Genomic DNA, 13401 nt, shown 5'->3' on the forward strand with positions numbered 1-13401 from the left:
TCTGCCGCTGGTCAGCGGTTGGCGACCGGCGTGATGAGCGGCGTGATGCGCCGGATGGTCACGCGGCGGTTCTCCCGCTCGGCAATCTGCGTGTTGATCTTGAGATAGCGCTCGCCATAACCCTGGGTCACCAGGTTCTCGGGCGGGATATCGTAGAAGTCCGAGAGAATGCGGGCGACGGTGTTGGCACGCAAATCCGAGAGCTTGAGGTTCGACAGGTCCGAACCCACGGCGTCGGTATGGCCTTCGATGAGGAAGGTCTCGGCCGGATTCCGCTTGAGCAGGTTCTGCATGGCGGCGGCAACGCTGCCGAGCGAGGCGACCTGGTCGCGCGAGATCGTGGCGGCACCGGTATCGAACGTGAGGTTACCCACTTCGAGGCGGCGCACGCTGTCACGGATACGGGCAGAGCGCTTGACCTCGTCGATGGTGTAGAGGCGCCGGACCTGTTCAACCGGCGGCTGCTCGAAGAAGGTCGTGATCTGCTGCTCGTTCGCGTTGCGGGCGTCGATGACGTACTGGTTGACGGGGATGGTCAGCCGCAGCGGGGGCAGGTCGGCGCCCGGGTCGCGGTAGAACAGGTCCTCGTCCTCGCGGTCGGCGCGCGGATCGTAATAGGCCAGGATGTATTCACGGCCATCGCGGTCGATGCGCGAACGCTGCAGCACTTCGCCGTAGCGATTACGGATCGTGACGACCTTGGTGCCGTCGGGGCGTTCCACGGTCTCGCGGACACGGCCGCCGCTCAGCTGCTCGTAATAGACCTGGTCATCCTGCTGCATGAAGCGGTCACGCTCCTGCGTCGGATTGGAGATCACGAGCTGGGTGCCGATCTGCAGGATGATCTGGCCGATATCGGCCGGCTGCTGCGGACGGCCACCAGGCTGCGGGCGACCGCCCGGCTGCTGGTTGTTGTTCACCGTGGTGTTGTTGTTCACGGTCGTGTTGTTGTTGGTGACGTTGTTCGTCACGTTGTTCACGACGGTCGTAGTGGTGTTGTTGATGATGGTGACGTTCTGCGGCACCTCGACCGGCGGCGGCGCGGTCAGCTGCTGACCCTGCTCGGCGGTCGTCGCCTGAATTTCTTCAGGGGCGATGGCGAGCTTGGCCTGGGCGGCGGCGTCGTCGGATGGCGGCGGGGCGGTTTCGGCAGGCGGGGCCACCACGGCGCTCGGGCCGACACCGGTCACGATGTTGGTCACTTCGTCCTTGGCGCTGTCGAGCAGCGGAGCGACTTCCTCGGGCTTCACATTGGCCGGAAGATTGGTCACGTCCTCGGTCGGCTGGTCCTGGAGCACGGGGCTGGCCTCGATCTCCTGCTTGACCTGCTCCGGCGGCGGAGGCGTCGGCTGCTCGACCGGGGGCTGTTCAGCCGCAGGCTGCTCGGCCGGGGCCGGCTGTTCGGCAGGAGCCGGCGCAGCAGGCTGGGCCGGCAGCAGGTTCTCGGGAACCTTGGGCAGTGTCAGGCCGAAATTGTTGAGGCAGGAATCACGCGAGGTGAAGCCGGCCTGCGGGCACAGGGCATCGATGCGCGACTGGGCGTCGGCAATCTGGGCCTGGGCCGGGGCGATATCGGCGCCGCTGGTCTGCGCTTCGATCAGGGCCGCAACCCCGTTCTGGTAGTCGCCGACGGCGGCGTTGAGATCACCCGAGATATCGGCAGCAGGAGCGGCCGGTTGTTCCTGCGCAGGCGCGGGCTGCTCGGCGGGAGCCGGCTGCTCGGCAGGCGCAGGCTGTTCAGCCGGAGCGGGCTGCTCGGCCGGAGCTGCGGGCTGCTGGGTTGCAGGCTGTTCGGCCGCCGGCGCGGGCTGTTGCTCGGCCGGGGCCGGAGCGGGCTCGGGTGCGGGCTGTTCGGCAGGAGCCGGTTGTTCGGCTGGTGCAGGCTGCTCTGCGGGTGCGGGCTCCTGCGCGGCCGGCTGCTGGGGAGCAGGCTCGGGCGCCGGTGCGGGTTGCTCGGCAGGGGCGGGCGGCGCCGGTTCCTCGGCGGGAGGCGGCGCGGGTTGTTCTACGGGTGCGGGTTCCGGGGCGGGCTGCTCGGCCGGAGCCGGCTGTTCGGCAGGCGCGGGCTCGGGTGCCGGGGCCGGCGCTTCAGCCGGCGGCGCAGCTTGCTCGGCAGGGGCAGCGGCGGGCGCGCCCCCGTTCTGGATGGCGCTGATGCATTCCTTGATGCCGCCAATGCCTGCCGCGGCGCAGGCGGCCTGGAAGTCGGCTTCTGCCTTGGCCTTGGCCTCCGCATCGTCGGAGGAGGCGGCGGACACGTAGTTCTCGTAAGCGGCCTGAAGCGCTGCGTCCTGAGCCCGGGCGATGCCGCTCGGGGCCAGGGCTAGGATCCCGAGGCTGGTGCCTGTCAGGAGCCAGTGTCGAAGGCGCATTGTTCTCATCCTTTTTCTTAGGACTGTTGTTCAGCCTGTGAGTATTTCGGGGCGGTCCTGAACCGGACCTGAACGAATCATCGCCCGTTCTTCCGACTTTAGATTTGCCGGTTTCGTGAGCAAACGCGGGCTTTTCCGTTCAGTTCCCAAGCCGGCCACGATGGGCAAACGACGTGGCAAATCGGGCACGAGTTTGGCGCACGGGCATGACAGGCCGGCGTCGGGATGTTAGGCGCTTGAAGATCGGAGCAGGCAAATGCAGCAGACTCAGACCGTTATCGAGGTCGTAACGTCAGGACAGGGACTCTACGAGTTTTCGCGCCCGCTGCGCCAGTTCGTGACTGGTTCCGGCATTCGCTCCGGCCTCGCGACGGTCTTCTGCCGCCACACCTCGTGTTCGCTCCTCATCCAGGAGAATGCGGATCCGGACGTGCAGGTGGACCTCAAGGGCTTCTTCAGCCGCCTCGTTCCCGAGCATATGCCCTGGATCACCCACACCCTCGAAGGGCCCGACGACATGCCTGCCCACATCAAGGCGGCGCTGACGCAGACCTCCATCGGCATCCCTGTCGATGCCGGTTCCCTGGTGCTCGGCACCTGGCAGGGCGTCTATCTCTTCGAGCATCGCTCCGCGCCGCATCGGCGGCAGGTCGTCGTGCATATCATCGGAGAGTGAACGTGAGTTTTGCAGAGCTGGCCGCCTATTGGCCATTCGCCGTCGGCCTTCTCGTTACGGGTGCCTTTTCGGGCGTTTTCGCCGGGCTCCTTGGCATTGGCGGGGGCGCCATCATCGTGCCGGCGCTCGGCTGGGCGCTGGGGCTCATGGGCTATGACAGCGATGTGGTCCAGCACGTGGCGGTGGCCACTTCGCTGGCGATCATCATCCCCACCGGCATCATGAGCGCGCGCTCGCACTACAAGCGAGGCGCGGTCGATACCCAAGCGCTGCGCCTCTGGGTGCCCTTCATCTTCGTGGGTACACTGATCGGCGGCCTCATGGCCGGCCTGTTCTCGGGCGCCGTGCTGCGCCTCGTCTTCGGCTTCATGTCGATCTTCATCGCCGCCAATATCGTGCTGCCGTTCCAGACGCGGCTCATGGGACATCTCAAGGGTTCGGCGCTTACCCACCGGATTTCGGCGTTCGTCGTCGGCTACATTTCCGCGCTGATGGGTACGGGCGGCGGCTCGCTCAGCGTCCCGACGCTCGCCGCCTTCGGCGAAACCATGCACAAGGCTGTGGGCACGGGCGCGGCCATCGGCGTCGCCATCGCCATCGGCGGCACGATCGGTTTCGTCATATCCGGCTGGAGCGCCTCCGATCTGCCTCCGCTCAGCATCGGCTACGTGAACCTCGTGGCGCTGGTCATCGTTGGCGCCATGGCCGCGGTCTGCGCGCCCATTGGAGTCGCGATCGCCCACCGACTGGACCAGAAGACGCTCAAATACGTCTTCGCGATATTTCTGACGCTGGTCGGGCTGCAGATGATCTGGAAAGCCCTGTTCTAGCTGCCACCCCAAAGGAAAGGGGAGCCGAAGCTCCCCTCCCGTCTTACTTGCCTTCGGACAGTTCCCACTGCACCGACACGTTGACCGAGAAGCTCATCTCGCCCGCCTGCACCGGCACCGGGGAGGCCCCGGCATCGGCCATCGACTGCTTCATCATGTAGGGCTGCGGCGGCTGGTTGAAGTTCTGGTTCTCGCTGATCGAGAGGATACGCGACAGGCCAACGCCGGCGACTTCGGCGTAAAGGTCCGCCTTCTCCTTGGCATCGGCGAAAGCCGCCTTGCGGGCTTCGTCATAGAGCTTGGAAGGGTCGGCGACAGTGAAGCTCACGCCATTGATGGTATTGGCGCCTACGGTCACGGCCTTGTCGAGCACCTGGCCCAGCGAGGGCAGGTCACGGACGCGGACGGTGACGGCGTTCGAAACCTGGTAGCCGGCGATCTTGGGCGGCTTGCTGTAGCCGTTGGCGTCGCGCTCGTCCGAATAGACGTAGTTCGGGTTGACCGAGAAGCCTGAGGTCTGGATGTCCTTGGCTTCGATATTGGAGGCCTTGAGCGCCGCGATGAGATCGGCCATAGCCTTGGTATTGGCGTCGAGCGCCTCGCGGGCGGTCTCGCCCTGGGTGGTGACGCCGGAGGTGACAAAAGCGGTGTCCGGCGCGGCGCTGACTTCTGCGCGGCCCTCGATCGAGATCGTGCCCGGGCGCGGTGCTTCCTGAGCGAGAGCAGGAGCAGTGAGAGCCGTTGCGAGAGCAAGGGGAACAAGGGCGGTAATCAGACGCATGGGTCTCTCCATTTTGAAATTCCAGCAGAATTTGCTGTTCATTGCGGTGTTAATGCGGCGTACCTGAACGGGAGTTGAACGCGCCGTCACCCATTAAGACGCCAGCTCTGTGAAAGTCCTTGGGTGGTGCCGAAAGATTTTTTTGGGCAGGCGCGGAAGCCTTAAGTCTTAAAGTCCGAAACGCCGGCGCGGCTGGATTTATCCGCCCCGGCGCGCTAGCAAAGACGCATCCTTTTCGGCCTTGAAATGCGAGGGGCATCCAAAGCCATGACTGAAGCCATCGTCCCGTCTTCGGGCGTTCTCCTCGGCCGCGCCCGCGTGCCGGGGTTCGACCATCCCCGCGTCATCACCGTCCGCGACGGGATCGTTCTGGACATTACCGCCAAAGGCGCGGCGACGTCGCGCGATATCTGCGAGCGCTCCGATGCGGCCGCCCATGTGAAGTCGGCACCGGGAAAAGCGATCGGGTCGCTCGCCGACATTCTCGCCAACAGCGAGGCGGCAAAATCCGATGCGTCCAGGCCGTCACTGCTGTCGCCGATCGACCTGCAGGCGATCAAGGCGTCGGGGGTGACCTTCGTCGTGTCCCTGCTCGAGCGCGTGATCGAGGAGCAGGCGCGGGGCGACAAGTCGCGTGCCGATGCGTTGCGCCAGGATATCCTCACGCTGGTCGGCTCGAACCTTTCCGACCTCGTGCCGGGCTCGCCCGCGGCGATGAAGGTCAAGGAATCGCTGATCGCCAAAGGCGTCTGGAGCCAGTATCTCGAAGTCGGCATCGGGCCGGATGCCGAGATCTTCACCAAGAGCCAGCCGATGTCCTCGGTGGGCTGGGGCGCCGATGTCGGGCTGCATCCGGTTTCGAGCTGGAACAATCCGGAGCCGGAAGTGGCGGTGGTGGTAACGAGCGCCGGCCAGATCATCGGCGCGACCTTGGGCAACGACGTCAACCTGCGTGACGTCGAGGGCCGTTCGGCACTGCTGCTGGGCAAGGCCAAGGACAACAACGCCTCCGCTTCGCTCGGGCCGTTCATCCGGCTCTTCGATGGCGATTTCACCATCGAGACCATCAAGAGCGCCGAGCTGGCCTTGCGCGTGGAAGGCGAGGATGGGTTCGTGCTCGACGGACATTCGAACATGAGCCAGATCTCGCGCACTCCGGAATCCCTGGTGGCCGCGACCATCGGACGGCACCACCAATATCCGGACGGCCTGGTGCTTTATCTCGGTACGATGTTCGCCCCGGTCAAAGACCGGGATGGGGTGGGAAAAGGTTTCACCCACAAGATCAACGATGTGGTATCCATCTCCACCCCGAGCCTGGGCACGCTGAGAAATCGCGTCCGGCTATCCACCGAATGCCCGCCCTGGACCTATGGCGCCAGCCACCTGCTGCGCGACCTGGCCAAGGCGGATTTGCTGTAAAACTGACGGAGAGACCCGATGGGCGAAATCTTCAAGAACCTGATCGACGGCGAATGGACCGGCGGCGGCGAAAGCAAGAACATCAATCCCTCCAACACCTCGGACGTGATCGGCCTTTATGCGCAGGGCACCGTCGAGGACACCAAGCAGGCGATTGCCGCTGCCAAGGCCGCCTTTCCGAAGTGGTCGCGCTCGGGCCTGCTGGAACGTCATTCGATCCTCTCCAAGACCGCCCATGAAATCCTGGCGCGCAAGGAAGAACTCGGGCGCCTGCTGAGCCGCGAAGAGGGCAAGACGCTGCCGGAAGGCATCGGCGAAGTGACCCGCGCCGCGCAGATTTTCGAGTTCTTCGCGGGCGAAGCGCTGCGCCTGAATGGCGAGATCATTCCGAGCGTGCGTCCTGGCGTGGGCGTCGAGATCACCCGCGAGGCGGTGGGCGTCGTCGGCATCATCACGCCATGGAATTTTCCGATCGCCATTCCGACCTGGAAGATCGCCCCCGCGCTCTGCCATGGCAATACAGTGGTCATCAAGCCGGCCGACCTGGTGCCGGGCTCAACCTGGGCCATCGTCGACATCCTCCAGCGCGCCGGCCTGCCCAGGGGGGTGCTGAACCTCGTCATGGGCCGCGGCTCGGTGGTGGGACAGACGCTGCTCGACAGCCCGGATGTGGATGCCATCACTTTCACCGGCTCGGTAGGGACGGGCAAGCGCGTGGCCGAGGCCTCGGTCAAGCTCATGCGCAAGTTCCAGCTCGAAATGGGCGGCAAGAACCCGACCATCGTGCTCGATGACGCCGACCTCAATGTTGCTGTCGAGAGCGTGGCGCAGAGCGCCTTCTTCTCGACCGGCCAACGCTGCACCGCGGCTTCGCGCGTGATCGTGACCGAAGGCATCCACGACAAGTTCGTGGCGGCGCTGACCGAGCGCGTGCGCAACCTCAAGGTCGACGACGCGCTCAAGAGCGGCACCGAGATCGGGCCGGTGGTGGATGCCAGCCAGCTCAAGCAGGACACCGATTACATCGAGATCGGCAAGGGCGAGGGCGCCAAGCTTGTCGTCGGCGGCGAACTGGTGAAGCGCGAGACGGAGGGGTTCTACCTGCAGCCGGCTCTGTTCACCGAGGCGCACAACCAGATGCGCATTGCCCGCGAAGAGATCTTCGGGCCGGTGGCCGCCGTGATCCGCGTCAAGGATTACGAGGAAGCGCTGGCGACGGCGAACGACACGGAATTCGGGCTTTCCGCCGGCATCGTGACCACTTCGCTCAAGTACGCGACGCACTTCAAGCGCAACGCCGAGGCCGGCATGGTGATGGTCAACGTCCCCACGGCAGGCGTCGATTTCCACGTCCCGTTCGGCGGCCGCAAGGGCTCGAGCTATGGTCCGAAAGAGCAGGGCACCTACGCCAAGGAGTTCTTCACGCAGGTGAAGACGGCCTACACCGCGGCGGGCTGAATCGGTAAAATTTGAAGACAAATTCGGGGCTCCGAAGCGATGGCTTCGGGGCTCGTTTTGTTTTCGCAGATTTGGACGGCAGGTCTCCCTCTCCCTTGTGGGGAGGGAACAAGGGTGGGGGTGCCGAGGGCTCGGAGTATTGGGCTCTCCCCCACCCTCTATCCCTCCCCACAAGGGGGAGGGAGGAGTTGCGCGGGCGGGATTTGGGGCTCACCCCCTCCCTAGCCCTCCCCACAAGGGGGAGGGTGGGTGTTTTTGGCGAAATCGAGCAGCAAACTCCACCCTCCCCCTTGTGGGGAGGGTTAGGGAGGGGGAGGCCAAGGGCTCGATCTCACTCCGCGTTCACCACCAGCTCCACCCGATCCGCGGCAAACCTTGTCATCGTGTATTGGAACGGCACCCCGTCCTGGTCGCGGTTGACGTAGGTGCCGACGAGCAGCACGGCGCCGGGGGCGAGGCCCATCTGGTGGCTTTCCGAGGACTCGGCGTATCGGGCGGAGATGCGGGTTTCCTGGCGGGTGTAGTCGGTTACGCCGGCGCGGTTAAGCGAAGCCGTCATCGAGCCCAGCTCGCGGAAATCGTCGGCGAGACTGGGGAATCGGGAGGCGGGGCCGGTCCAGGTGGTGGCGCGGGTGAGGGGGCGGCCGTCGGCGAAGGAGAGGCTTTCCATGCGCAACACGCGGGTTGCGGGTGTGAGGCCCAGGGCTTTGCTGATGGGGAGCGGCGCGGGCTCGACGCGGTACTCGAGGATTTCGCCGTGGACGTCGCTGGCCTGGCCGGCGAGGCCGGCTGAGAAGCGGGTGCGGCGGCCGATGGGGTAGCTGAGCCGCCGTGCGGCGTGGACGAAGCGGCCGCGGCCCTGTTCGGCGCGCACGATCCCTTCTTCCTCCAGCACGGCGAGGGCGCGGCGCACGGTGTGGCGGTTGACGTCGAAGCGGGCGGCCAGCTCGCCTTCTGTGGGGAGCTTGCCGCCATCGATGAACTTGCCGCCGTTGATGTCGAGCCGGATGTCATCGGCCACGCGCCGCCAGAGGGCGACTCCACCGCTCTTGTCGAGACTCTTTTCGCCTGTCATTCTTGCTTCACAATACCAGCCTATCAGGGGCTTTGCAGCATATAGTTGTCTAGTGAAATAGACAAGTGGAGGGCCGAGTGGCCGAAGCGAGTTTGAAGAGCGAACGCGACGCCGAGCGGCAGCGGGTGATGGCGGCCCTGGCCGCGGCGCCGACGCGCGCATTGGCGCAGATTTGGGATGCATGGGCCGACAAGCCCGAGACGCAGCGCGTGCGTGGGCCGGAGACCGGCCTCGTGATGGTGCGCGGACGGACAGGCGGCGGCGGTTCCCCGTTCAATCTGGGTGAAGCGACGGTGACGCGCGCGACTGTGCGGCTTTCGACTGGCGAGATCGGGCATTCCTATGCGCTCGGGCGCGACGGCGAGAAGGCCGTGGTTGCGGCTACGCTCGATGCGCTCTGGCAGACCGGGGCGCGGCAGCGCGTGATGGATGCGGTGGTGGCGCTGGAGCAGGCGGCTTTGGACGCCGACGAACAGCGCCGGGCCGAGACGGCGGCGACGCGCGTCAATTTTTTCACCATGGTGCGCGGAGAGGATTGATGGACAATCTTGTGCTCGATGGCGGGTTCGCGGACCTCGTCAAGGATTCCCAGTCGGTGTTCCGCACAGTGATGGATGCGCTCTCGCGTCCGGGCCTGAAGCAGCCGATCCACGTGGATGCGGCCCCGCCCGCACCGCTGTCGCCGGAAGTTGCGGCGATTGCGCTGACGCTGGCCGATCACGACAGCCCGGTATGGCTGGACGAGACGCTGGCGGCGTCCGAGGCGGTTGTCGCGTGGCTCAAGTTCCATACCGGCGCGCCGATCGTCAGCGATCCGCGCGAGGCGGACTTCGCGCTGGTGACGGGGTGGGCGACGCTGCCCAAGCTCGATGCGTTCGGCATCGGTACCGATGAGTATCCCGATCGGTCCACGACGGTGGTGCTTGCCGTGGAAGGGTTCGACGGCGCGGACCGTACGATCACCGGCCCCGGCATCAAGGATACCGGGACGCTGACCATCGCCGGGATCACCGGGGATTTCATCGCGCAATGGGCGCTCAACCGGGAGCTGTTCCCGTGCGGCGTGGATGTGGTGTTCGCGGGCGCCGGCCAGGTGGTCGGGCTGCCGCGGACGACGCGGATCGTGGAGGCTTAAATGTACGTTGCCGTTAAGGGTGGCGAAGCCGCCATTGCCAATGCCCACAAGCTCCTGGCCGATCGCCGCCGTGGTGACCGTTCGGTGCCGGCGCTGCGGATCGACCAGATCGTGGAACAACTCGGGCTGGCCGTCGACCGCGCCATGGGCGAGGGTTCGCTCTATGACCGTGAACTCGCCGCACTCGCCATCATGCAGGCGCGTGGCGACCTGATCGAGGCGATCTTCCTCGTGCGCGCCTATCGCACGACGTTGCCGCGCTTCGGCTATTCCAACCCCATCGATACCAGCGCCATGCTGGTCGAGCGCCGCGTTTCGGCGACGTTCAAGGACCTGCCCGGCGGGCAGGTGCTGGGGCCGACCTTCGACTATACGCATCGCCTGCTCGATCCCGAGCTGGCTGTTGGCGCCGATGTGGCCGAGCCGGACTTGCAGGATGCCGGTGACCCGGCCATGCCGCGCGTCACGGACCTGCTGGCCCATGAAGGGCTGGTGGAGCCCGATACCGGGTTCGGCAATGAAGGGGCGGAAGATCGCGAGATCGGCGATTTGACCCGCGAGCCGCTGCAATTCCCGCTCGACCGCGACCTGCGCTTGCAGGCGCTGGCGCGGGGCGACGAAGGGTTCCTGCTGGCGCTCGGCTACTCGACGCAGCGCGGCTATGGCCGCACGCACCCGTTCGTCGGCGAAATCCGCATCGGCGAGGTCGAGGTGGAGCTGGAGGTGGCCGAACTCGGTTTTCCGCTCAAGCTCGGGCGCATCCGCGTCACCGAGTGCCAGATGGTCAACCAGTTCAAAGGCTCAGCCAATGTGCCGCCGCAGTTCACCCGCGGCTATGGGCTGGTGTTCGGGCAGGCCGAGCGCAAGGCCATGGCCATGTCGCTCTGCGACCGGGCGCTGCGGGCTCGCGAACTCGATGAGGACATCGTGGCGCCGGCGCAGGACGAGGAATTCGTTATTTCCCATTCAGACAACGTTCAGGCGACCGGTTTCGTCGAGCATCTGAAGCTCCCGCACTACGTGGATTTCCAGGCCGAACTCGACCTGATCCGGCGGCTGCGGGCCGAGCACGATGCGCGCGTGGCGCAGGACGAGATGCAGGAGGCGGCCGAATGAACGGCGCGATCGCGAACTACAACTTTGCCTATCTCGACGAACAGACCAAGCGCATGATCCGCCGGGCGATCCTAAAGGCGATCGCCATTCCCGGCTACCAGGTGCCGTTCGCCAGCCGCGAAATGCCGATGCCCTATGGCTGGGGCACGGGCGGCGTGCAGGTGACGGCGGCGGTGATCGGGCCCGATGACGTGCTCAAGGTCATCGACCAGGGCGCGGACGACACCACCAATGCCGTCTCGATCCGGGCGTTCTTCGCCAAGACCGCCGAGGTGCGCACCACCACGCACACCAAGGAAGCCACGATCATCCAGACGCGCCACCGCATCCCGGAAGTGCCGCTGACCGAGGGCCAGATCCTCGTCTACCAGGTGCCGATCCCCGAGCCGTTGCGCTTCCTCGAGCCGCGCGAGACCGAGACGCGCAAGATGCATGCGCTTGAGGAATATGGGCTCATGTACGTCAAGCTCTACGAGGACATCGCCAAGCACGGCGAGATCGCCACGACCTATGCCTATCCGGTCAAGGTCGAGGGCCGCTACGTGATGGACCCGTCGCCGACGCCCAAGTTCGACAATCCCAAGATGCACATGACCGGGGCTCTGCAGCTCTTCGGGGCAGGGCGCGAGAAGCGGATCTACGCCGTGCCGCCCTATACCAACGTGGTCAGCCTCGACTTCGAGGATCACCCGTTCGAGGTGCAGAAGTTCTCCGAGCCTTGCGCGCTGTGCGGGGCGACGGGCGTCTATCTCGACGAGGTGGTGCTCGATGACAAGGGCGGGCACATGTTCGTGTGCTCGGACACCGACCATTGCGAGGACCGGCGTGAGCACGGCCATCGCGGCGCCCTGGCGGGCCATGACCTTGAGGCTGCGCAATGAGTGACGAACCCCTGCTCCGGGTGACCGGGCTTTCCAAGTATTACGGCTCGCGGCTGGGCTGCGCCGATGTGAACTTCGAGCTCTATCCGGGCGAAGTGCTGGCCATCGTAGGCGAAAGCGGCTCGGGCAAGACGACACTGCTCAACTGCCTCTCGACCAATCTCGAGCCGACTTCGGGCCTCGCCGAATACCGGATGCGCGATGGCGTGTGGCGGAACCTCTATGAGCTGTCCGAAGCCGAGCGTCGGTTCCTGATGCGCACGGACTGGGGCTTTGTGCACCAGAACCCGGCCGATGGCCTGCGCATGACTGTCTCGGCCGGCGCCAATGTCGGCGAGCGGCTGATGGCGGTGGGCGAGCGGCATTATGGCCGCATCCGCGATACGGCCATCGACTGGCTGGGGCGCGTCGAAATCGCGGAGGATCGTATCGATGACCAGCCGCGCGCCTTTTCGGGCGGCATGCGGCAGCGGTTGCAGATTGCACGCAACCTCGTGACCAATCCGCGGCTGGTGTTCATGGACGAGCCGACCGGTGGCCTCGACGTATCGGTGCAGGCGCGCCTGCTCGACCTGTTGCGCTCGCTGGTGGGCGAACTTGGGCTGGCGGCGATTGTAGTGACCCACGACCTCGCCGTGGCGCGCCTGCTTTCACACCGCATGATGGTGATGAAGGGCGGGCAGGTGATCGAGGCGGGGTTGACCGACCGCGTGCTCGACGATCCGCGCGAGCCTTACACCCAGTTGCTGGTTTCTTCGATTTTGCAGGTGTGAAGATGAGCGCACTTCTTCAAGTCAAAAGCGTCGCCAAGACCTTCACCATGCATCTGCGCGGTGGCGTGGTGCTGCCGGTGGTCGACAATGTCGACTTCGAGGTCAATGCCGGCGAGTGCGTGGTACTCGGTGGGCCGTCCGGGGCGGGCAAGAGCTCGATCCTCAAGATGGTCTACGGCAATTACGGCGTGGATAGCGGCGAGATCCTGCTGATGCACGAGGGCGAGCCGGTGGACCTGGCCTCGGCCTTGCCGCGTACTGTGCTGGCGCTGCGGCGCGACACGATCGGCTATGTCAGCCAATTCCTCCGCACCGTGCCGCGCGTGTCGGCCCTGGACGTGGTGGCCGAGCCGCTGGTGGTGCGTGGAGTCGATCACGAGGCGGCCCGGGCCAAGGCGCAGGAATTGCTGGCACGGCTCAACCTGCCGGAGCGGCTGTGGGCCTTGCCGCCGGCGACGTTCTCGGGCGGCGAACAGCAGCGCGTGAATATTGCGCGCGGGTTCATCACCGACCATTCGGTGCTGCTGCTGGACGAGCCGACGGCTTCGCTCGATGCGGCCAACCGGACGATCGTGGTCGAGATGATCGCCGAGAAAAAGCGCGCCGGAACGGCGATGCTCGGGATTTTCCATGATGAGGATGTGCGCAACGTGGTCGCGGATCGGATCGTGGATGTGACCGGGTTTGCGGCCAGGAAAGCGGCTTGAGGTCGCGGGGTGGTCATCAGTCTATCCGCCTACTCGATCTTCCCCGGCCGCAGAGCCGGGGCCCACGGATACCTCCACTCGAGTGGAGCGGTGCAATAGGCCCCGGGTCTGCGCCCGGGGAAGTTCCGTGGCGATGGGCGGAACGGTGCCAATAGAGCATGCCTAGTTGAAGCGC

Annotated in this window: 13 protein-coding genes; 10 read left to right on the top strand and 3 right to left on the bottom strand. The window is 65.6% G+C overall.

Annotated elements, in window-relative coordinates; all coding sequences use genetic code 11:
* Positions 1–11: 11 nt before the first annotated feature.
* Positions 12–2372, bottom strand: a complete 2361-nt coding sequence (locus JNE37_RS22660) for an OmpA family protein (RefSeq protein WP_246513293.1) — start codon at positions 2370–2372, stop codon at positions 12–14.
* Positions 2373–2628: 256 nt separating this feature from the next.
* Between JNE37_RS22660 and JNE37_RS14570 the strand changes: the two genes are divergently transcribed.
* Together JNE37_RS14570 and JNE37_RS14575 are read left to right on the top strand one after the other, a co-directional pair.
* Entirely contained in the window at positions 2629–3048 is a 420-nt protein-coding gene (locus JNE37_RS14570) for a secondary thiamine-phosphate synthase enzyme YjbQ (protein WP_035090694.1), read from the top strand.
* A gap of 2 nt (positions 3049–3050) precedes the next feature.
* Complete coding sequence (locus JNE37_RS14575; protein ID WP_203063478.1) at positions 3051–3878, top strand: sulfite exporter TauE/SafE family protein; 828 nt, start codon at positions 3051–3053, stop codon at positions 3876–3878.
* Between the two features lie 43 nt (positions 3879–3921).
* On the opposite strand, the gene JNE37_RS14580 is transcribed toward JNE37_RS14575, so the two are convergent.
* Positions 3922–4659: an SIMPL domain-containing protein gene (locus tag JNE37_RS14580; RefSeq protein ID WP_052015070.1), complete on the bottom strand. Its 738-nt coding sequence runs from the start codon at positions 4657–4659 to the stop codon at positions 3922–3924.
* Between the two features lie 267 nt (positions 4660–4926).
* Here JNE37_RS14580 and JNE37_RS14585 point away from each other — a divergent pair, with 267 nt between their 5' ends.
* Together JNE37_RS14585 and JNE37_RS14590 are read left to right on the top strand one after the other, a co-directional pair.
* Positions 4927–6081 carry a fumarylacetoacetate hydrolase family protein gene (locus tag JNE37_RS14585; protein ID WP_203063480.1) on the top strand — a complete coding sequence of 385 codons (1155 nt, stop codon included), beginning with the start codon at positions 4927–4929 and terminating at the stop codon, positions 6079–6081.
* An 18-nt stretch (positions 6082–6099) separates the two neighbouring features.
* Positions 6100–7539 (top strand): aldehyde dehydrogenase family protein, encoded by a 1440-nt coding sequence (locus tag JNE37_RS14590; protein WP_035090705.1) that lies wholly within the window; start codon positions 6100–6102, stop codon positions 7537–7539.
* A gap of 331 nt (positions 7540–7870) precedes the next feature.
* On the opposite strand, the gene phnF is transcribed toward JNE37_RS14590, so the two are convergent.
* Positions 7871–8614 carry a phosphonate metabolism transcriptional regulator PhnF gene (phnF, locus tag JNE37_RS14595; RefSeq protein ID WP_203063481.1) on the bottom strand — a complete coding sequence of 248 codons (744 nt, stop codon included), beginning with the start codon at positions 8612–8614 and terminating at the stop codon, positions 7871–7873.
* Between the two features lie 128 nt (positions 8615–8742).
* On the opposite strand from phnF, the gene phnG reads away from it, so the two are divergent.
* From phnG to phnL, 6 genes are read left to right on the top strand one after another with little or no spacing between them, the layout of a single operon-like run.
* A complete protein-coding gene (phnG, locus tag JNE37_RS14600) occupies positions 8743–9153 on the top strand; it encodes a phosphonate C-P lyase system protein PhnG (RefSeq protein ID WP_203066401.1) in 411 nt (136 codons plus the stop codon).
* Entirely contained in the window at positions 9153–9749 is a 597-nt protein-coding gene (phnH, locus tag JNE37_RS14605) for a phosphonate C-P lyase system protein PhnH (RefSeq protein ID WP_203063482.1), read from the top strand. The genes phnG and phnH overlap by 1 nt, the downstream gene beginning before the upstream one ends.
* The gene (locus JNE37_RS14610) at positions 9750–10865 is read left to right on the top strand and encodes a carbon-phosphorus lyase complex subunit (protein ID WP_203063483.1); all 1116 of its coding nucleotides are present in this window, start codon (positions 9750–9752) and stop codon (positions 10863–10865) included.
* Positions 10862–11746 carry an alpha-D-ribose 1-methylphosphonate 5-phosphate C-P-lyase PhnJ gene (locus tag JNE37_RS14615; RefSeq protein WP_035030504.1) on the top strand — a complete coding sequence of 295 codons (885 nt, stop codon included), beginning with the start codon at positions 10862–10864 and terminating at the stop codon, positions 11744–11746. The genes JNE37_RS14610 and JNE37_RS14615 overlap by 4 nt, the downstream gene beginning before the upstream one ends.
* A complete protein-coding gene (gene phnK, locus JNE37_RS14620; protein ID WP_035030501.1) occupies positions 11743–12519 on the top strand; it encodes a phosphonate C-P lyase system protein PhnK in 777 nt (258 codons plus the stop codon). The genes JNE37_RS14615 and phnK overlap by 4 nt, the downstream gene beginning before the upstream one ends.
* Positions 12520–12521: 2 nt before the next feature.
* Positions 12522–13226 carry a phosphonate C-P lyase system protein PhnL gene (phnL, locus tag JNE37_RS14625; protein WP_203063484.1) on the top strand — a complete coding sequence of 235 codons (705 nt, stop codon included), beginning with the start codon at positions 12522–12524 and terminating at the stop codon, positions 13224–13226.
* The last annotated feature ends 175 nt before the right edge of the window (positions 13227–13401 follow it).

Source organism: Paradevosia shaoguanensis, assembly GCF_016801025.1.
GTDB lineage: Bacteria > Pseudomonadota > Alphaproteobacteria > Rhizobiales > Devosiaceae > Paradevosia > Paradevosia shaoguanensis.